Annotated in this window: 19 protein-coding genes; 11 read left to right on the top strand and 8 right to left on the bottom strand. The window is 63.7% G+C overall.

The genetic code is table 11. The features are described from left to right. Positions 1-68: 68 nt before the first annotated feature. Positions 69-668, top strand: coding sequence for a rhomboid family intramembrane serine protease (locus BC1002_RS14785; RefSeq protein WP_013090801.1), 600 nt, complete (start codon positions 69-71; stop codon positions 666-668). Positions 669-717: 49 nt separating this feature from the next. On the opposite strand, the gene BC1002_RS14780 is transcribed toward BC1002_RS14785, so the two are convergent. Next, positions 718-978: a DUF6723 family protein gene (locus BC1002_RS14780; protein ID WP_013090800.1), complete on the bottom strand. Its 261-nt coding sequence runs from the start codon at positions 976-978 to the stop codon at positions 718-720. 524 nt (positions 979-1502) lie between these two features. On the opposite strand from BC1002_RS14780, the gene BC1002_RS14775 reads away from it, so the two are divergent. The 3 genes from BC1002_RS14775 (at position 1503) to BC1002_RS14765 (ending at position 4215) form a co-directional block, all read left to right on the top strand. Continuing rightward, positions 1503-2186: a lytic transglycosylase domain-containing protein gene (locus tag BC1002_RS14775; RefSeq protein WP_013090799.1), complete on the top strand. Its 684-nt coding sequence runs from the start codon at positions 1503-1505 to the stop codon at positions 2184-2186. A gap of 184 nt (positions 2187-2370) precedes the next feature. Next, positions 2371-3183: a DUF2242 domain-containing protein gene (locus BC1002_RS14770; protein ID WP_041734715.1), complete on the top strand. Its 813-nt coding sequence runs from the start codon at positions 2371-2373 to the stop codon at positions 3181-3183. Positions 3184-3963: 780 nt separating this feature from the next. Continuing rightward, positions 3964-4215, top strand: coding sequence for a hypothetical protein (locus tag BC1002_RS14765; RefSeq protein WP_013090797.1), 252 nt, complete (start codon positions 3964-3966; stop codon positions 4213-4215). A 79-nt stretch (positions 4216-4294) separates the two neighbouring features. On the opposite strand, the gene BC1002_RS14760 is transcribed toward BC1002_RS14765, so the two are convergent. Continuing rightward, positions 4295-5224, bottom strand: a complete 930-nt coding sequence (locus BC1002_RS14760) for a DMT family transporter (protein WP_013090796.1) — start codon at positions 5222-5224, stop codon at positions 4295-4297. A 238-nt stretch (positions 5225-5462) separates the two neighbouring features. On the opposite strand from BC1002_RS14760, the gene BC1002_RS14755 reads away from it, so the two are divergent. Together BC1002_RS14755 and BC1002_RS14750 are read left to right on the top strand one after the other, a co-directional pair. Continuing rightward, positions 5463-6215, top strand: coding sequence for an IclR family transcriptional regulator domain-containing protein (locus BC1002_RS14755; protein WP_013090795.1), 753 nt, complete (start codon positions 5463-5465; stop codon positions 6213-6215). 269 nt (positions 6216-6484) lie between these two features. After that, a complete protein-coding gene (locus BC1002_RS14750; protein WP_013090794.1) occupies positions 6485-6694 on the top strand; it encodes a hypothetical protein in 210 nt (69 codons plus the stop codon). 151 nt (positions 6695-6845) lie between these two features. Here the strand turns inward: BC1002_RS14750 and BC1002_RS14745 are convergent, their stop codons facing one another. Continuing rightward, positions 6846-7124 (bottom strand): hypothetical protein, encoded by a 279-nt coding sequence (locus BC1002_RS14745; protein WP_013090793.1) that lies wholly within the window; start codon positions 7122-7124, stop codon positions 6846-6848. Between the two features lie 51 nt (positions 7125-7175). After that, positions 7176-7934: a Mut7-C RNAse domain-containing protein gene (locus tag BC1002_RS14740; RefSeq protein ID WP_018432580.1), complete on the bottom strand. Its 759-nt coding sequence runs from the start codon at positions 7932-7934 to the stop codon at positions 7176-7178. A gap of 93 nt (positions 7935-8027) precedes the next feature. Here BC1002_RS14740 and BC1002_RS14735 point away from each other — a divergent pair, with 93 nt between their 5' ends. Beyond that, complete coding sequence (locus BC1002_RS14735) at positions 8028-8897, top strand: NAD(P)-dependent oxidoreductase (RefSeq protein ID WP_013090791.1); 870 nt, start codon at positions 8028-8030, stop codon at positions 8895-8897. Between the two features lie 108 nt (positions 8898-9005). Further along, complete coding sequence (locus BC1002_RS14730; RefSeq protein ID WP_013090790.1) at positions 9006-9641, top strand: LysE family translocator; 636 nt, start codon at positions 9006-9008, stop codon at positions 9639-9641. A gap of 307 nt (positions 9642-9948) precedes the next feature. Here BC1002_RS14730 and argC read toward each other — a convergent pair whose 3' ends face one another. From argC to BC1002_RS14715, 3 genes are all read right to left on the bottom strand, one after another. Beyond that, complete coding sequence (gene argC / locus BC1002_RS14725) at positions 9949-10896, bottom strand: N-acetyl-gamma-glutamyl-phosphate reductase (protein WP_013090789.1); 948 nt, start codon at positions 10894-10896, stop codon at positions 9949-9951. A 217-nt stretch (positions 10897-11113) separates the two neighbouring features. Beyond that, positions 11114-11686 (bottom strand): flavodoxin family protein, encoded by a 573-nt coding sequence (locus tag BC1002_RS14720; protein ID WP_013090788.1) that lies wholly within the window; start codon positions 11684-11686, stop codon positions 11114-11116. Between the two features lie 91 nt (positions 11687-11777). Then, positions 11778-12374, bottom strand: a complete 597-nt coding sequence (locus tag BC1002_RS14715; protein ID WP_013090787.1) for a YbhB/YbcL family Raf kinase inhibitor-like protein — start codon at positions 12372-12374, stop codon at positions 11778-11780. A 269-nt stretch (positions 12375-12643) separates the two neighbouring features. On the opposite strand from BC1002_RS14715, the gene BC1002_RS14710 reads away from it, so the two are divergent. Further along, entirely contained in the window at positions 12644-13333 is a 690-nt protein-coding gene (locus BC1002_RS14710) for a response regulator (protein WP_013090786.1), read from the top strand. 158 nt (positions 13334-13491) lie between these two features. On the opposite strand, the gene BC1002_RS14705 is transcribed toward BC1002_RS14710, so the two are convergent. Continuing rightward, on the bottom strand, positions 13492-14178 hold the full coding sequence (locus tag BC1002_RS14705; protein WP_013090785.1) for an orotate phosphoribosyltransferase: 687 nt from the start codon (positions 14176-14178) through the stop codon (positions 13492-13494). A gap of 312 nt (positions 14179-14490) precedes the next feature. Here BC1002_RS14705 and BC1002_RS14700 point away from each other — a divergent pair, with 312 nt between their 5' ends. Then, positions 14491-15735, top strand: coding sequence for an MFS transporter (locus BC1002_RS14700; RefSeq protein WP_013090784.1), 1245 nt, complete (start codon positions 14491-14493; stop codon positions 15733-15735). A 293-nt stretch (positions 15736-16028) separates the two neighbouring features. After that, the gene (locus BC1002_RS14695) at positions 16029-18311 is read left to right on the top strand and encodes an NADP-dependent malic enzyme (protein WP_013090783.1); all 2283 of its coding nucleotides are present in this window, start codon (positions 16029-16031) and stop codon (positions 18309-18311) included. Positions 18312-18388 lie beyond the last annotated feature (77 nt).

The raw sequence follows: 18388 nt of genomic DNA, 5'->3' as shown, positions 1-18388 counted from the left end.
CCACGATGCCTCGACGTGACGACGCCACATCGACTACCCTCTGTCGACATCCCCGTGGCCTCGTCACTATGAAGACCTCATCTCCGAACCCGCTCAACGAGAGGCTCAAGTCGCGAGTCGTACTGATCGCGCTGTTCGTCGGTTCGATGTGGGCCGTGTTCTTTCTGTCGGTTGCGCTGCCGTTCCTGCATCTGGACGAACACGGCGTCGTGCCGCGTTCACTGGATGGCTTGCAGGGAATTCTGTTCGCGCCGTGGCTGCATGCGAGCGTAGGGCACATCGCGGCCAACACGAGCGGGCTCGTCGTGCTGGGCTGGCTGTGTACGTGGCCGGACATCGGCGGCTTCTGGCGCGCGACCATCGGCTCGATGCTCGGCGCCGGCCTTTGCGCGTGGCTCTTCGGTGCGCCGTATTCGGTGCACATCGGCGCAAGTGGACTGGTGTTCGGCTACGCGGGTTACCTGGTCGCACGCGGCTACTACACGCGCAATCTGGTGTCGATCCTCGTGGCTCTAGTCGTGGTCGGCAGCTACGGGCTGAGTTTGCTGTTCGGTGTGCTGCCGATCTATCCCGATGTGTCGTGGCAGAGCCATATCGGCGGCGTGATCGGTGGCGTGCTCGCGGCGCGTTCGGGGGCCGGGGCTGCGCGCCGGGTGCGGGCGCGTTGACGGAGATCTCCGGTCCGTTGGGATGGGCCCGGTTCGAGGCCGTATCGGCCTACAACTCCGGCCGCGCCAGATCGCTCGCGACGATATGTTCGCCATACACCTGAGCGGCCGCGAGCGCTTCGACGCGGCTCGGATGCGGGCCCAGTTCGGGCGCGCCGTCGAACGGAAACAGTACGCGACCGTCGGTCGTGCGCACGACCTTCAACACGCCGAAGAAGCGCTGGTAGCCGGCCATCTTCGCGCCCGCCGAAATCTCGAAGTCGTCCTCCGATGTGCCCGGGACGCTGGGAATAAACGCGGTCTTGCTCATAGTTGAAAACATCGGTTGTTCATCGAAGCGGTGCGCAACGAGACGCACGGCCGACGCGCATTGTCTCAAATCCGCGCGAACCATGACGCGAGCAGGTGACCCGTCGCCGCGCGATCGAGCGCTTCGAGCCTGAAGACCCGAGCCTTCATCCGTCCACGAGCAGGTCCGATTGCTACCTCGATGCAAAAGTGCAACTAACTGAACAAAGTTGCACGGCAAAACGCTGTTTGACCACTCCGCGCCGGTCGCTCTGCGCGTGAACGTCAACATGACCGACGCGCCGCTGACGCGCAAAACGGGCGAGCGTCCGGTCTGGTCGGAGCATGATATCGACGTAGCGCCCCGGTCCTCCCGGCGCTGACCGACGGTTATGACCTGAAGGCCAAGGCGGGCAAATGCGCGGATCGAAAAACGCGAAGAGTTCTGGTCACCCTTGATTTAAAAGACAAAAACTGTCGACGAAAGGCGCCGCCCGGCACAGCGGCGCTATAATGCGCGGATCTTTGCTTCCTCAAACGTCCGCTATGAGCCGGTTACTTTGCCTGATCGTGCTTTCGCTCGGCCTCGCGCAAACCGCGTCGGCCGACGAAAACACCGACCGAATATCGGCGTACCTGATCCAGAAGTTCGGTGTTGGCAAAGAAAAAGCTCAAAAGATCTCCGACGCGGTGCAATCCGCCGCCAACAAATACTCCCTTCCTCCGGCGCTGCTGCTCGCCATCATCTCGATCGAATCCCGCTTCAAGGAAAAGGCCCGCGGCGCCAATGGCGCGACGGGCCTGATGCAGGTCGTGCCACAGGCGCACCGCGGGCTGCTACGAAATGTGAAGGACCTGACCGAACCGGGTGCGAACATCGAAGCCGGCTCGGCGATCCTGTACGGTTACATGCGCTCGGCGAACGGCGATCTGAATATCGCGCTAAAGAGCTATGGCGGCTCGAAGGCCTACGCGCAGAAGGTGAATCTGCGCGTCGAAGATTTCGCGGCGATTGCGACGCCCGCGGACGGCGCTTCAGGAGCCGGTGGACGGGCCCCGTCATGCGAAGCCGACCGTTGCGCCGGCGTGAACCCGTGGGCCGACGCGTTCAGCGTGCCGGCGGCGCTCAATACACCTGCGGCGAGCGGCGCCGCCGCGGCATCGTCGGCCGCGGCCTCAGGGTCGACTTCGGCCGCGACAGCCGGCTCGACGCGCTCGACATCGAACTAGGCGCGCTCGCGAGGTATCGCCCCTTTATGCGCTGCGAAGGCCGGGCGGCGTGCATCAAGTTGAGGTGCTGCGTTACGTTGTAGTAGGGTTCCGGCTCCGGCTTGCACGCTTTTTACGCACGTGGCGCTGCCCGCTCTACAATGCATTCCCATTCGCGCTCATGAGGCGCTTCTTGCACCTGATCATGCAGATCCCCTTCTCCCGCACCACCGCCACGGCCCTGCTCGGCCTGTTCGCGCTCACGGCATGCAGCAGTAGCACGCCGCAACCCAAATTCACGCAGGAACTGTTCGAAACCGGCGCAAGCCCGTACGCGCGCAATTTCAATTCGAGTACCGGCGATAGCTGCGAAGCCGCGCGTCGCGCACTGCTGAGCCAAGGCTATCTGACGACGATGTCGCGCCCCGATACCGTCGACGGCACGAAAAACTTTCAGCCGACCGGCGATTCACACGTAGTCGTCGAGTTTCACGTCGTCTGCACGCCCGGCGAACAGGCGGCCGATACCAGCATCGTTTATGTGAACGCGGTGCAGAACGGCTTCGCATTGAAGAAGAGCGATACGTCGGCGAGCGTCGGGCTCAGTGTCCTCGGTTCGCTGTCGCTGCCGATTCGCTCGAATAGCGACGCGATGGTGAAGATCTCGAGCGAAACGATCCCGTCTGGCAAGTTCTACGACCGCTTTTTCGGCCTCGTCGATCATTACTTGCAGACCGTCGTGCGTACGCAGCCGGTGACGAGCAGCTCGATCGAAACGCGCACGCTGCCGATGCAGGTAGCCACGCCGCTGCAGCTGACGATTCCTGACGCGGTCCCCGAACCGGTACCTGCGGCCGCTCCAGCTGCCGTTCAGTCGACGCTGGCGCCAGTGCAGTTAGCCGCGCCCGCGCCGGTTCCGTTAACCACGCCGTCGCCGTCCTCCCCGGTGCAACCAATAGATCCGATCGGCCAGGCCGCAGCGATCGCACCCGCGAGCGGCACGGCGCTGGTGCCGTGACAGCGGCGCAGCGGCTTTCGCATCGAGGCTGGTCAAGATCCGGTCAGCCTCTGATTGATGCGCGCAGCGAGATTCACCTTATGGTGTTTACTTGATACGTATACATACGTAGTAGTAGTTAACAAGGGTTAACCGATTCTGTGGATAAGTCGCAAATGTCGCGGCGCTTCAACACCCTGCGAAACCGATAACCCTGCGGAACACATCGGTAGAAAAACTACATAACTGGGATAAGTTCGAACACCCGTTAACCGACCCCGCCTTTATCAAGATTTCGCGCACAGGCTGTTCGTTGCGCTATCCCGAAGTTATTCAGAGGTCGCTGTGGATAACCACCGCCTCCAAACGACACTTCCTGTCGCCCGTCCCAATGCTTCGCGCGATGCGAAGCGCTCGCCAACGCACAGAGTTTCGCCCACCGAACGCGCACATTGATAACGCGGTACGAAGATTGCGAGCGTTCTTATTGCAAGCGCAACTGTTGCTATTTCGCCAAATCCATTTGCCCAGCGAACAATCCGGCATAGAGTTAAAGTGCTTTGTGAGGTTTCTGGTGCAGTGCGGGGGATGTATGAAACGCAGATCAGCACGACAGCTCGTCCGTCTTCTCTCGGACCTTCGACATGCGGCCCATTGCAGATCGTTGCGCGCAGCCGCGACCAATCGGATGATGGCGCTGGCAGCCGCCGAGGCTGCCGAGAACGGCGACACCACTCGCGACGACGACAGTCCCCAGTCCACGCGCGATGCGCAGCGCGACAAGCTGTTCCGGAGCAGATCATGAGAACCGCGAGCGAACAGTCGTTGCGGTTTCTGGTCGACAAGTGGCTTTCGCCATCGCCGGCCGAGCCGGTTCACGTGACGGAGTTCAGCCGTACGCGTGCGGGCGGGCGGCGTTATGTGCGGGTGGAGACTTCGTCGGAAGAGGGCGGGCGCGGTTTGTTCTTCTTTCGCCACGACGACGGCTGCTGGTGCGTGTTTCCGCCGACAGCCGATACGCCGAGCCTATTCGCTCATCCGCGCGCGGCATAGTTTGGACGAATGGGCAAGACGCCTGCCGGTGCGCGTCGAGCACCGAGCGTCGGCGTCGAATCGTTTTAACCGCTGTCAATCACAATCCCTGCGGAGCACGCTGCCGGGCGCGTTTCCAGCCCGGCACTATCTGACACACGATCAATCCCGCGAGCATCAGCGCACAGCCGAACAATGCGCGAGCCGTCAACGTTTCGTCGAGCACGAGCCAGCCCGCGAACGCCGCGAACACGCCTTCCATGCTGAAAATCACCGCCGCATGCGAAGGCGCCGCATAGCGCTGCGCGACCACCTGGATCGTATACGCGACGCCCACCGATAACGCCCCGCCGTACGCGATCGTCGGCGCGGCTCGCGCAAGAACCGCGGCGCTGACCGGCTCGACGACGAGGCCGATCGACAGACACACGAGCCCGCAAGTCACGAACTGCACGAGTGCGAGCATCAGCGTGTCGTGGCGCGCCGCGAAGCGGCCGACCAGCATCATCTGCGCGGAAATCACCAGCGCCCCGGCGAGCTGATACCAGTCGCCAGACAGCATCGAGAAGTGCTCGTCGACGCTCAGGAAGTACATGCCAACTGCCGCGAGCACCGCGCCAAGCCACGTACCGAGGCCGGTCCGGTGGCGAAACAGCACGCCGAGCAGCGGCACGATCACCACGTACAGCGAACTGATGAAGCCCGCGTTCGCGATCTTCGTGTACTGCAGGCCGATCTGCTGCAGTGAGATCGACACGGCCAGCACGACACCGAGCAGCCCGCCCGCGCCAAGCAGTTCGCGGGCGCCGCCAGGCGCGCGCTTCGTCAGTTCGGCAAGCGCCGGGCGGCGCACACAGACGATCATCGTCAGCACCACGAGCGCGCCGAGAAGAAAGCGCAAGCCGGTAAACAGGAACGGGCCGATTGAATCGAGGCTCAATCGCTGCGCGACGAACGCGGAGCCCCAGATCATCGCGGCGATCAGCATCAGCACGTTCGCGCGCAGGTGTTGGCGGGTATCGGGATTCAAGGTTTTGTTCTGATTTGTCGTGTGGATCGGGCTGGGACGCCGCAAGGGCTCGCCACGCGGGGCGCAGCCGGTAAGGAATCGCTCACATGATACGCGGGCGTCGAGCACCGGGCAGGCAAAGGCCGCGAGCCGCGCGATAATCGCGCAACGGGCGCGCGGTCGCCGGCGTGCGGACCGCTGTGATCAGGCGACTTGCAAACCGGACCGTGATCCCTGGCGCTTTCCACGAGCAAACGAAATGGACGACAAGGACTGGATCGCGGGCGCCGCGAAGGCGCTCGCGATCATCGAAGCATTCGACGAAGAGCACGCGCGCATGACGCCCACGATGGTCGCCGCGCGCGCGGGCCTGTCACGGACGGCCGCACGCCGCTATCTGCTGACGCTGCGCGAGCTCGGCTACGTCGACACCGACGGCAAGCTGTTCTGGCTCGCGCCGCGCGTGCTGCGGCTCGGCCAGTCCTACCTCGATTCGGCGCGGCTGCCGCGCACGGTGCAGCCATTCCTGCAGCGAATCACTGCGACCGTGCAGGAAACCGCGCTGGTCGCGATCCTCGACGAACACGATGTCGTCTACGTCGCGCGCAACGGCGTGAATCGGGCGATGGCGGTTGGCTTCGTGACAGGCGCGCGCGCGCCGGCGCCGCTATCGTCGGCGGGCCTCGTGCTGCTCGCGTTTCAGCCGCCCGACAGCATCGACCCGTGGCTCGCGTCTTATCCGATCAAGGTTTTCACGCCGTACACCTATTCGACCGTGGAGCGGCTCAGGGAAGTGCTCGGCGAAATCCGCCGCAACGGCTACGTGGTCACCGACCAGCAGCTCGAGCTCGGGGTGCGCGGCGTCGCGGTGCCGTTGCGCGACCGGCATGGTACGGTGGTCGCGGCGATCAGCGTCAGCATGCCGATCGGCGAGGAGTCGGCGAACGCCGCGCTGCACCGGGTTCTGCCGGCGCTGCAGGAAACCGCGAGTCTGCTGCGGAACCTCGTCTGAGCGTGGCGAAGCGGTCGGCGAGGCGCGCGGCAGAGGGAGTCGTAAGAACTTGGTAGTGTCCGTGGTGCGGCTTGCAGGTCGATGAAAGCACGCTGAAAGCAGCCTGTCTCCCGGAAAATACATATCGAGTTTTGCGCATGACAAACCGCCTACGCTTGGGTAATACTCTCCCGCGGGGAGCAAAAGGCGCCTCGAGGTCCGGCCCGCTCTACCGTGCAGCTGTTGTATTCATTCACATTGACTAAGTCGTCTGGTTTGGGGATCAACACATGAAAAAAGTTATCGTCTCGCTCGCAGCCGCTTCGATCGCACTCGTTTCCGTTCAGGCTTTCGCACAGGCATCGGATGCCGCCGCTACGGAAGCAGCAAGCGCACCGAAGAAGCACCACATCAAGCAACTGAAGACCCACGGCAAGAAGGCACCCGTTTCCGCTGCAGCTTCGGCCGCCGGCACGAACGACAAGGGCACGCAGAACTAAGCCGACGCCCGCTCGTCGGGCGTGCCATACCGCTGCATCTGGCCGCTTGCCGGTCGATGCAGCCGGTGAAGGCAGATGCGTTGCAAGCAAAAAGGCCAGAGCGCGAGCTCTGGCCTTTTTGCTTTTGCGGCGAATATTGCGCGCGGGAAGATCAGTCCACGAGCCCGCGCCGGATCACTTCATCGAGTAGCCCGTTCAGGCCGTCCGGGTGCGCGGCGGCACGTGTTTTCAATTCTTCCACCAGCCCGCTATTGAGCTTGCACGCAAACGGGACGAGGCCTTGCGCCTGATCGAGCTTGCGCTGCTCGCGCCGGTCGACTTTCGGCTCGGTCGCCACGTTCTTGCCGCCGCGGTTCACGGCCGCCTGCTTCATCGCATTGCCCAGTTTCAGCGCCTTGTTCTTTTCAAGGTCGGTTTTTTTCATTGCCATTGGAAAGGCCTCTGCAAAATAGATCAACCCGCATTGTACGCAAGCGCGACGTCAGCCGACCCGCTCCGGCGCGCCAGTGGAGACGCTGTCCATCAACGCGCGCATCCTCTGCCAATGTGTGCCTTCCCAGAACACGCGTCCGCATACATCGCAGGTGACGAAGCGGCTATGCCGCAGCAGGACGCCGTGCGGTACGCGCGGGCCGGCTTCCTCGCGCCCGATGCGCCGCAGCGGCGCGTTGCATACCAGGCATAGTCGGAACGGTTGCGCGCTGCGCGCGAGATCGAGCCGCTCGAACACCTCGCGCAACTGCTCGCGCGGCCGCAGCGCGCGCACGTAGCAGCCATGCGTGATGTTGCGGCGTTTGAGCAGTTCGCGGTCGCGCGTCAGCACGATGCGCTGCTGCGCGGCGGCGAGCGCCTCGATATCGGCGTCGGGAAAGTGGTTGTCGTACAGCGTATCGAAGCCCGCGAGTCGCAAAAGCGGCGCGAGGCCGCCGAGATGCGCGTCGGCGATGAAGCGCATCACGCGCAACGGACGCTCGCGCACCCGCAATAGCGGCTGGATGTCGAGCGCCTCGAACTTTGGATAGACGGCGACGCGGTCGCCGTCGGCGAGCGGATGGTCGAAACCGACCGAGTCGCCGTTCACGAGGATCAGCTCGACCTCGGTATGCGGCACACCGAGCACTTCGATCATGTGCTTGGTCGTCGCGTCGCGCGCGCACACGCAGGTGAACGCGCGCCGGCGCAGCGGCCGGGCGATGAAGTCGTTCAGCTCCTCGTAGAAGCGGAATGTCGCGGTGACCATGCCAGCAGTATCGCACCGCCCGGGCTGCGTGTTGTCCTGCGCGTGTCGCATGAGTGTGCTTTACTTCGGGTTCTTTAGAAGACGGAGCGATAGATGGACATCGGTTTTATCGGTCTCGGCGAGATGGGCGCCGCGATGGTTGCAAACATTCTGAAAGCCGGGCACCAGGTGCGGGTGTGGAACCGCTCGCCGGAAAAGGCTCAGCCGCTGGCCGCGCTGGGCGCGCAAGTGGTCGCGACGCCGGCTGAAGCGTTTGCGGGCGACGCCGTGTTCTCGATGCTCGCCGACGATGCCGCGCTGCGCGAAGTCATCACCGCGTCGCTGCTCGAACATGCACCACGCGGGCTGATCCACGCGAACATGGCGACGATCTCCGTGGCGCTCGCCGAGGAACTGGCGACCGCGCACGCGTCGCGCGGCGTGCACTATGTGGCCGCGCCGGTGCTCGGTCGGCCCGACGTCGCGGCCGCGGGCAAGCTGACCATCGTCGCGGGCGGCCCGGCCGAATCGATCGACCAGATCCAGCCGATTTTCGACGTGCTCGGCCAGAAGACCTGGCGCATCGGCTCGCTGCCGCAGCAGGCGAACGTGATGAAGCTGGCCGCGAACTTCATGCTCGGCGCGGCGATCGAGTCGCTCGGCGAAGCGGCCGCGCTCGTGACGGGCCACGGCGTCGGAATGCAGGACTTCCTCGACGTGATCACGAGCGGCCTGTTCCCGGGACCCGTGTATTCGGGCTACGGCAAGCTGATCGCCGAGCAGCGCTTCGAACCGGCGCTATTCAAGGCGCGTCTGGGACTGAAAGACGTGCGCCTCGCGCTCGCCGCCGCCGATGCGGTGACGACGCCGATGCCGGTCGCGAGCGTGGTGCGCGACAGCCTGATCGAGGCGATCGCGCACGGCGACGGCGAGAAGGATTTCGCGGTGCTGGGCCAGGTGGCCGCGCGGCGCGCCGGCCGTTGACGAAGGCCGTCGATCGCCGCACGCGAGCGATCGGCGCAATGTGACCGCATGGAGTCACGCAGGGCGGCAAGGCATAATGGCCGCCCGTTTCCCTCACACCCGATTTCGATGACTCTGCATACCTGGTGGCTGTTCGTCGCCACCGTTTTCGTCGTTTCCGCGATTCCCGGTCCCAACATGCTGCTCGTGATGACGCACGGCGCCCAGCACGGCCTGCGCCGCGCGAGCGCAACGATGGCCGGCTGTCTGTCGGCGCTGGTGCTGATGCTGGCGGTATCGGCGGCGGGACTCGGCGTGTTTCTGGCGGCATGGCCGACCATGTTCAACGCACTGCGGATGATTGGCGCGGCCTATCTTGTCTATCTGGGCATCAAGGCGTGGCGCGCGCCGGCCGACGAAGCCGCCGCGGAAAGCGTCGACGACCTGACGGCGAGGCCCGCGCGCTCGCGCTTCGCGCTGTTTCGCAACGGCTTTCTGGTCGCGAGCAGCAATCCGAAGGCGATCCTGTTCGCGGCCGCGCTGCTGCCGCAATTCATCGATGCTACCGAACCGAAGTTGCCGCAGTTCGGCGTGCTGCTCGCGACGTTCGCATTGATCGAGGTCAGCTGGTATCTGGTGTACGCGGGATTTGGCACACGCATCGGCGCGAAGCTGAAGAGCCGCAGCGTCGCGCGGATGTTCAACCGGCTGACCGGAGGCGTGTTCGTCGGTTTCGGCGCGATGATGGCGCTGGTGCGGCACTGAGCGCCGCGCCTGCTGGCAGACAAGGGGAAACTGAAGCGCATTTATGGGACCGTTGTATGTTTGCAACATCGAGGGTCAACCCTAATTTGCATGTTGCAACGCACCAAGCGGTTTGCTATAGTACGTCTTGTCTCCTCCATGTCTCCTCTGATATGGATTCAGCCCGCCAACCTAGGCGGGCTTTTTTTTGCCCGGAATTCCCCGCGGGTGCGCAAACGATCGGGTTCGCGGTATTAAAACGAAAAAAGCCGGTCTGCAAAGACCGGCTTTTTCGTAGGGTCGCGGCGACGTCCGCGGGTCGACTCGCTTAGCGTTTCAGACCGCTGTCTTCGGCCGCGCCGATCGCGAGATTCATACATTGGATCGCCGCACCCGACGCACCTTTGCCGAGATTGTCCAGACGCGCGACGGTCACGAAGCGCTCCTCGTTGCCGAACACGAACAGGTCGACGCGGTTGGTGTCGTTATTCGCCTGCACGTCGAAGAAGCCGTTGTCGAGGTTCGCGTCGGCGTCGAACGGTGCGACGTGCACGAACGCTTCGCCTGCGTAGTACTCGGCGAACAGAGCCTGCACGTCCTGCGGCGTCGTCTTCTTCGCGAGCTGGCCCGGCGAGAAATACGTGGTGACCGCGAGGCCCTTGTAGAAGTCGCCGACGATGGGCGTGAAGATCGGCGCCGACTTCAGGCCCGTATGCGCGGCCATTTCGGGCAGATGCTTGTGCGTGAGGCCGAGCGCGTACGGGCGCGGGCTCTTCAGCCTGTCGTTGCCGCCGGCTTCGTAGTCGGCAATCATCTTCTTGCCGCCGCCGCTGTAACCGGTGATCGAGTAGGCATGCGCGGCGAACTCGGGCGCGACGACGCCGCCTTCGACGAGCGGACGCATCGCGAGCACGAACGCCGAGGCGTGGCAGCCCGGCACGGCGACGCGTTTGGCGGTGCGCAGCCGCTCGCGCTGCGAACGGGCCAGCTCAGGCAGGCCGTACGCCCAGTCGGGCGAGGTGCGGAACGCGGTGCTCGCGTCGATCAGCACCGTGCGGTCGTTCTCGACGAGCGAAGCCGATTCGCGCGAGGCGACGTCGGGCAGACACAGGAACGTGACGTCCGATGCGTTGATGAGACGACGGCGCTCGTCGAGGTCCTTGCGCTTCGCTTCTTCGATACGCAGGATTTCGACGTCGGCGCGCTGCGACAGGTATTCAAAAATCTTCAGGCCGGTCGTGCCTTCCTGTCCGTCGACAAAAACTTTCGTGCTCATCTCAATCTCACTCGCTGAAAACGGGGCGCGACACCGCGCCGGAACGTTATTTTAAGACGTCATCGCCGCGACCGTGCGGCACAGCGCGAAAAAACGACGATGCGCGCGCAACGTGACATCGGCGTGACCCGTTGCGCGGCGAATGCGGGCTGATGACCGAAGATGGACCAAAGATGCGGCGCGACGACGTTTTGGCGCCGTTCAGCCCGTTCTGCCATCACCCGTGCGCCGCGATCCAGCGCGCGGTGACGCCCGCAATGCGCGCGCCGAACAGGCGCGCGGTTTCGAGATCGCCCGGCGGCGGCGCTTCGTCGGGCGACGCATCGGCGGCCGATTGCGTGAGCAGTCCGGTGAAGCCCCCGACGAAGTTCAAGTCGTTGCGCGTCGCGGCCTTCGTGTTCGACGGCATCATGCCGGTGCCCGCCCAGATCATGCTGTGCTGCATCGCCAGCGTGACGAAGTACTGGATCGTCGAGAACTTGTCGCCGTTCATCGTCGCCGAATTCGTGAAGCCGGCCGCGATCTTGTCTTTCCACGCCTGCGCGAACCACGGTTTCGAGCTCGCATCGGCGAACTTCTTGAAGTCGGCCGACGGGCCGCCCATGTAGGTCGGCGCGCCGAAGATCAGCGCGTCGGCGGCGGCGAGTTCGTCCCACGACGCGTCGTCGAGCTCGCCGACCGGCATCAACTTCGCCTGCGCACCGGCTTCGAGCGCACCCGCCAGCACGGCTTCGGCGACCTTCTTCGTGTGGCCGTAGCCGCTGTGATAAACGATGACGATCTTCGACATGGACTGCTCCAGCAAGGCGGTTAGCAAGGTGAACGGGAAATGAAACGCGACGCGGCGCGGCGGTGCGCCACGACGACCGCGATGGCCGCCACTAGCGCCCGTAATTGACCACCAGCTTCGCGCTGCCGATCACGGCCGTGCCGATCTCGTGATCGAACATCAACGCGGGACGTCCTTGCGCGAGACGCAGATCGGCCGAGTTCAGCGCGTACACGGTGATGATATAGCGATGCGGTTTGCCGGGCGGCGGGCAGGGGCCGCCATAGCCGTCGGTATCGAAGTCGTTGCGCGCTTCGACTGCGCCGAGCTTGCGCAGGAAACCGGACGAACTCGCATTCTCGGGCAGGCTGTCGACCGTGGCGGGGATGCCCGCGACCGCCCAGTGCCACCAGCCGCGGCCCGGCGCGTCCTCGTCGAACATCGTGATCGCGAAGCCGCGCGTGCCGGCCGGTGCGGCGCGCCATGAGAGCTGTGGTGAACGATTGCCGCCCTTGCAGTCGTTCTGGTCGAACACCTGCGCATTCTGCACGGCGCCGCCCGCGCGCACGCTCGCGCTAGTCAGCGTGAACGGCTCGTCGGCCCGCGCACCGGCAGTCTGCGCCGCCAAAATCGCGAGCATCGCGCCGACGCGGAGCGATCGATGCCGCCAAGATGAAGCCAACGAAACAACCAGGCAACGCATGCGCATATGCCGGTTCTCCTGTCAGGGCGCGAGGCGCGGGTCCTCGCGATGGTCGTTGTCCTGAATTGTGCCCCAAGGTCGAATAAAGTCTAACATCAGCGCTGATTAGCTCTGCGACGCAATATGTTCGCGTCCCGCGGAATTAGCAGATAGGAAATCAGCTATAGTAAGAGGAATATCCTGCGATCCTGGCTGTATTTGTCTCGCTTAAATAGCGAGCGTCGAAAGAAGTGTTAGAAGTTGTGGAGACCGGTTTATCCGTCCAGAGGAGGACGATGCAAGCTTCACTCAGGGTCGTGGTGGCAGACGATCATCCGGTTATTCTGTTTGGTGCTGAAAATGCGCTGCATAAATTTCCCGGTATGCGAGTCGTTGGCCGCGCAAGACAGTCGACTGAACTCATCAAGTTGTTGCAATCCACCGAATGCGACGTGCTCGTCACCGACCTGGCCATGCCCGGCGGTCAGTACGGCGATGGCCTGCAACTGATCGACTATTTGCGCCGCAATTTCCCGAACCTGCCGATCGTCGTGCTCACCATGCTCGAGAATGCCGCCTTGCTCAAACGGCTCAAGGAGCTTGGCGTGACGTCCGTCGTGAACAAGTCGGACGATCTAAGCCATATTTCGCTTGCGGTACAGCATGTCGGCCGTCGCATGACTTATATGAGCCCGTCGGTGAAGGCGGTGCTCGATGGATTGCGGGTCAATTCAGCCGGCATGCGCGACGACTCGAAGCTGTCGAGGCGCGAACTCGAAGTCGTGCGCCTGTTCGTGTCGGGTATGACGATCAAGGAAATTTCGGAGCGGTTGAATCGCAGCATCAAGACGATCAGCACGCAGAAGAATGCGGCCATGCGCAAGCTCGGAATCGATCGAGACTCCCAACTATTCCAGTATGCGCAGAGCAATGGTTTGCTGAACCTGTCGTCGAACTCGACCAGGAGCATCGCGAACGAGTCCTGATATCGCGCCTCGTTTTGCCCGCCGGGTAATGGCCGAAAAGCAAGCGGCAATAAACAATCGGCGATAAAAAAAGCCGCCTGTTTCGCAACAGGCGGCTTTTTTATTCAATGCGCATAAAGCGGCTACATTTTCATTGGCACTGCTTTACCGAGATGGCTTTACTGCGGCGCAGACGTCGCACCGCCGTGCGCGGCGGACCACTCGGCCGGCGCGTGCAGGAATTTCTCCACTTCGTCGATCGTCTTCGTGTCGAAGTAGTTGTTTTGCTTCGCGACGCGCAGCACGTCCCACCACGTGGCGAGCGCGTGCAGATCGACGTCGATGTCTTTCAGCACCGACACGCTTTCTTTGAAGATGTTGTAGTGGAACAGCACGAAGCAGTGGTTCACCGTCGCACCGGCGGTGCGCAGTGCGTTGATGAAGTTGATCTTGCTGCGGCTGTCGGTCGTCAGGTCTTCGACGAGCAGCACGCGCTGGCCTTCGGTCAGCAGACCTTCGATCTGCGCGTTGCGGCCGAAACCTTTCGGCTTCTTGCGCACGTATTGCATCGGCACCATCAGGCGGTCGGACAGCCATGCCGCGAACGGGATGCCCGCGGTTTCGCCGCCGGCGACCGCGTCGATCTGCTCATAGCCGACGTCGCGCAGGATCGTCGCTTCGGCCATTTCCATCAGGCCGCGGCGCACGCGCGGATACGAGATCAGCTTGCGGCAGTCGATATACACCGGGCTCGCCCAGCCGGACGTGAAAATATACGGTTTCTCCGCGTTGAAATGCACTGCTTGCACTTCGAGCAGCATTTTGGCGGTGGTGTCGGAGATCGTCTGGCGATCGAAGCCTGTCATGGGCGGATCCTTCGGAGTGAGCGGGGGAGAAGCGGGCGCTGGGCCCGGTGGCGCAGCAAGCGGGGTATGCCGCGCCATGCTGGGCGGGATACGCGGCCGGGGGAAGAGCACAGACCGGCTTTTGCTGCGCGCGTGGGCCGCTATTTTACCTGAAATGGGTCGCACCGAGGAGGCGTCGTGCGCTGCGCCGCCGCCGGCGGGCGCTTCGGCGTGTGCATCGGCTTGTGACCGGCTGAGGCCGCCTTTACACTCACGCGACTTTCCCCGGGCCGCTGCCCACGCAGACGCCTTCAGACCTACGGAATGCTTTCAATGAACGCCGCTCCACCCGTCTCTGCCTCCGCCACCGAAATCCGTCCGGCCGTCAAACCGGGCCATGCGGGCCGCGCGCTGCTTGCGTCGGTGCTGGGCTACGCGATGGACGGCTTCGATCTGCTGATCCTCGGCTTCATGCTGCCGGTGATCGCCGCCGACCTGCATCTGAGCTCGTCGCAGGCCGGCGCGCTGGTTACATGGACGCTGATCGGCGCAGTCGCGGGCGGCGTGCTGTTCGGCGTGCTCAGCGATTATTTCGGCCGCGTGCGCATGCTGACGTGGACGATCCTGATCTTCGCGGTGTTCACCGGCCTGTGCGCGCTCGCGCAGGGCTATACGGACCTGCTGGTCTACCGGACCATCGCCGGCATCGGACTGGGCGGCGAATTCGGCATCGGCATGACGCTGGTCGCCGAAGCGTGGCCGGCGTCGCAGCGGGCGCGGGTGTCGTCGTATGTCGGGCTTGGCTGGCAGCTCGGCGTGCTGGCGGCCGCGTTGCTGACGCCGCTGTTGCTGCCGGTGATCGGCTGGCGCGGCATGTTCGCGCTGGGGCTGCTGCCGGCGGTCATGTCGTTTTTCGTGCGGCGCCGCGTCGAGGAGCCGGCGCTGTTCAACCAGCGCGTCGCGCGCGGTATGCGCAAGCTGCCGCTGAAACTGCTGTTTGTCGATGCGCGCACGACGCGCGCGAGCTTTGGCGTCACGATCCTGTGCTCGGTACAGAACTTCGGCTATTACGGGCTGATGATCTGGCTGCCGAGCTATCTGTCGAAGACCTTCGGCTATTCGCTGACCAAATCGGGGCTGTGGACCGCCGCGACGATTCTCGGCATGGCGGCCGGCATCTGGCTATTCGGCATCGCCGCCGACCGCTTCGGCCGCAAGCCGACGTTCCTGTTCTACCAGGCGGGCGCCGTCGTGATGGTGTTCGTGTATGCGCAACTGACGACGCCGATGGCCTTGCTGATCGGCGGCGCGGCGATGGGGGTGTTCGTCAACGGCATGATCGGCGGCTATGGCGCGCTGATTTCGGAGCTCTATCCAACCGATGCGCGCGCCACCGCGCAAAACGTGCTGTTCAACGCCGGCCGGGCCGTGGGCGGCTTTGGGCCGGTGGTGGTGGGCGCGTTGGCGGCGCGCTACTCGTTCGGCGCGGCGCTCGCGCTGCTCGCGTCGATTTACCTGCTCGACATCTTCGCGACACTATTTCTGATCCCTGAACGACGCGGCGCCGAGCTCGACTAAGCGTGTCACCGCCACATGGCGGAAAAGCACTGCCAGATGCAGCGACTCGGCATTTATAGCGGCTATTTCGCCAATGGCGAGTTCTGTTAACCACTCAGTGCATCGACACTTCCGGGGTGTACACTGATCGACCCGCGAAGCACTCCACATCGTCCCGTCTTCGTCGAGGTAAGCCATCGCGCCTTGCCGGGCGCGTGCGAAAACCGCCTCGGTCGGCTATCCATTCGACAGATGAAAACGCCGCAACGGTGTGGGGCACCGGGCCCAATCACTTACGTCTCGCAGGCCTAGAAATGGACGAACAACTCAAGCAAAGCGCTCTCGCATATCACCAGAATCCGAAACCTGGCAAGATTTCGGTGACGCCCACCAAGCCGCTGTCGAACCAGCTGGATTTGTCGCTCGCATATTCGCCGGGCGTGGCCGCAGCCTGTATGGCGATTCACGAGGAACCGCTCGACGCGCAGAAGTACACGTCGCGCGGCAACCTGGTGGGTGTGATCACGAACGGTACCGCCGTGCTCGGCCTCGGCAATATCGGCCCGCTCGCCGCGAAGCCGGTGATGGAAGGCAAGGGGTGTCTGTTCAAGAAGTTCGCGGGGATCGACGTGTTCGACATCGAGCTCTCCGAATCCGATCCGGACAAGCTCGTCGAGGCGATCGCGATGCTCGAGCCCACGTTGGGCGGCATCAACCTCGAGGACATCAAGGCGCCCGAATGCTTCTACATCGAGAAGAAGCTGCGCGAACGTATGAAGATTCCGGTCTTCCACGACGATCAGCACGGCACAGCGATCATCGCGTCGGCGGCGATCCTGAACGGCCTCAAAGTGGTCGGCAAGAAGCTCGAGGATGTGAAGCTGGTCTGTTCGGGCGCGGGTGCGGCCGCCATTGCGTGTCTGGATCTTCTCGTCAATCTCGGCCTGTCGAAGAAGAACATTATCGTCGCCGACTCGAAGGGCGTGATCTACGAAGGGCGCGGCAACCTCGATCCGTCGAAGGAACGCTATGCGGCGCACACCGACGCGCGCTCGCTCGCCGATGCGATCCGTGGCGCCGACGTGTTCCTCGGCTGCTCGAGCGCCGGCGTACTGAAGCCGGAGATGGTCGCCGAAATGGGCACGCAGCCGCTGATTCTCGCGCTCGCGAACCCCGAGCCGGAAATCCGTCCGGAAGAAGCGCGCAAGGTGCGCCCGGACTGCATCATCGCGACCGGCCGTTCGGACTATCCGAACCAGGTCAACAACGTGCTGTGCTTCCCGTTCATCTTCCGCGGCGCGCTCGACGTCGGCGCGACGACGATCACCGAAGAAATGAAGCTCGCGTGCGTGCGCGCGATCGCCGAGCTGGCCGAGGAAACCGACCAGGGCGATGAAGTCGCGAAGGCCTACGAAGGCCACTCGCTCGAATTCGGTCCCGAATACCTGATTCCGAAGCCGTTCGATCCGCGCCTGATCATCAAGATCGCGCCGGCCGTCGCGCAGGCCGCGATGGATTCGGGCGTCGCGACCCGTCCGATCCAGGACATGGACGCGTACCGCGAGCAGCTCGGCGCGACCGTCTACCGTTCGGGCATGGTGATGCGGCCGGTCTTCGCGGCAGCGAAGTCGGCACCGGCGCGCATCGTGTTCGCGGAAGGCGAAGACGAGCGCGTGCTGCGCGCCGCGCAGTTCGTGCTGCTCGAAAAGATCGCGAAGCCAATCCTGGTCGGCCGTCCGTCGGTGATCGAGATGCGTCTGAAGAAGATGGGCTCGAAGCTCAAGTGCGGCGAAGACGTCGAAATCGTCGATCCGGAAGACGATCCGCGCTATCACAAGAGCTGGCAGGCTTATCACGAAATCGGCGCGCGCGAAGGCGTGACGCCGGACGTCGCGAAGGCCGCGATGCGCAAGTTCAACACGCTGATCGGCGCGATCCTCGTGCATCTCGGGGATGCGGACGGCATGATCTGCGGCATGATCGGCCAGTACCACACGCACCTGAACTTCATCGAGCAGGTGCTGGGCAAGGCCGACAACGTCGATAACTTCGCCGCGATGAACCTGCTGATGCTGCCGGGCCGCAACCTGTTCATCTGCGACACGTACGTGAACGAAGTGCCGACCGCCGAGCAGCTCGCCGACATGACAATGCTCGCCGCGCGCGAAATCGAGAAGTTCGGTATCACGCCGAAGGTCGCGCTGCTGTCGAACTCGAACTTCGGCAGCGCGCCGTCGTCGTCGTCGCAGCGCATGGCCGCGGCGCGCAAGCTGATCACGCAACGCGCGCCGTCGCTCGAGATCGACGGTGAAATGCACGGTGACGCGGCGCTGTCGGAGACGATCCGCAAGGCCGCGTTCCCGGGCACGACGCTCGCCGGCGAAGCGAACCTGCTGATCATGCCGAACGTCGAAGCGGCGAACATCGCATACAACCTGCTGAAGGTAGTGGGCGGCGAGGGCGTGACGGTCGGACCGTTCCTGCTCGGCGCGGAAAAGCCGGTGCACATCCTGACGCCGGCCGCGACCGTGCGCCGGATCATCAACATGACGGCGGTCGCTTCGGCGAACGCGCGCAGGTCGGTAAGCGCGAAGTAACGTGCATCGCGTGAGGTTGAAGCGGGCGCGGCAGTAACGCGCGCGCAACGGCCTCGGCAAAAGCGCTACGAAACTCC

This window comes from Paraburkholderia atlantica, assembly GCF_000092885.1.
GTDB classification, from domain to species: domain Bacteria; phylum Pseudomonadota; class Gammaproteobacteria; order Burkholderiales; family Burkholderiaceae; genus Paraburkholderia; species Paraburkholderia atlantica.
This window is presented reverse-complemented; position numbering and strand designations above follow the sequence as displayed.

Excerpts from the sequence above, each read along its gene's own strand:
- BC1002_RS14750 (WP_013090794.1), top strand. The coding sequence starts at position 6,485 with ATGAAAAAAGTTATCGTCTCGCTCGCAGCCGCTTCGATCGCACTCGTT.
- BC1002_RS14700 (WP_013090784.1), top strand. The coding sequence starts at position 14,491 with ATGAACGCCGCTCCACCCGTCTCTGCCTCCGCCACCGAAATCCGTCCG.
- BC1002_RS14730 (WP_013090790.1), top strand. The coding sequence starts at position 9,006 with ATGACTCTGCATACCTGGTGGCTGTTCGTCGCCACCGTTTTCGTCGTT.
- BC1002_RS14715 (WP_013090787.1), bottom strand. The coding sequence starts at position 12,374 with ATGCGCATGCGTTGCCTGGTTGTTTCGTTGGCTTCATCTTGGCGGCAT.
- BC1002_RS14720 (WP_013090788.1), bottom strand. The coding sequence starts at position 11,686 with ATGTCGAAGATCGTCATCGTTTATCACAGCGGCTACGGCCACACGAAG.
- BC1002_RS14740 (WP_018432580.1), bottom strand. The coding sequence starts at position 7,934 with ATGGTCACCGCGACATTCCGCTTCTACGAGGAGCTGAACGACTTCATC.
- BC1002_RS14705 (WP_013090785.1), bottom strand. The coding sequence starts at position 14,178 with ATGACAGGCTTCGATCGCCAGACGATCTCCGACACCACCGCCAAAATG.
- BC1002_RS14765 (WP_013090797.1), top strand. The coding sequence starts at position 3,964 with ATGAGAACCGCGAGCGAACAGTCGTTGCGGTTTCTGGTCGACAAGTGG.
- BC1002_RS14735 (WP_013090791.1), top strand. The coding sequence starts at position 8,028 with ATGGACATCGGTTTTATCGGTCTCGGCGAGATGGGCGCCGCGATGGTT.
- BC1002_RS14695 (WP_013090783.1), top strand. The coding sequence starts at position 16,029 with ATGGACGAACAACTCAAGCAAAGCGCTCTCGCATATCACCAGAATCCG.
- BC1002_RS14780 (WP_013090800.1), bottom strand. The coding sequence starts at position 978 with ATGAGCAAGACCGCGTTTATTCCCAGCGTCCCGGGCACATCGGAGGAC.
- BC1002_RS14710 (WP_013090786.1), top strand. The coding sequence starts at position 12,644 with ATGCAAGCTTCACTCAGGGTCGTGGTGGCAGACGATCATCCGGTTATT.
- BC1002_RS14775 (WP_013090799.1), top strand. The coding sequence starts at position 1,503 with ATGAGCCGGTTACTTTGCCTGATCGTGCTTTCGCTCGGCCTCGCGCAA.
- BC1002_RS14745 (WP_013090793.1), bottom strand. The coding sequence starts at position 7,124 with ATGGCAATGAAAAAAACCGACCTTGAAAAGAACAAGGCGCTGAAACTG.
- BC1002_RS14755 (WP_013090795.1), top strand. The coding sequence starts at position 5,463 with ATGGACGACAAGGACTGGATCGCGGGCGCCGCGAAGGCGCTCGCGATC.
- BC1002_RS14770 (WP_041734715.1), top strand. The coding sequence starts at position 2,371 with ATGCAGATCCCCTTCTCCCGCACCACCGCCACGGCCCTGCTCGGCCTG.
- BC1002_RS14785 (WP_013090801.1), top strand. The coding sequence starts at position 69 with ATGAAGACCTCATCTCCGAACCCGCTCAACGAGAGGCTCAAGTCGCGA.
- argC (WP_013090789.1), bottom strand. The coding sequence starts at position 10,896 with ATGAGCACGAAAGTTTTTGTCGACGGACAGGAAGGCACGACCGGCCTG.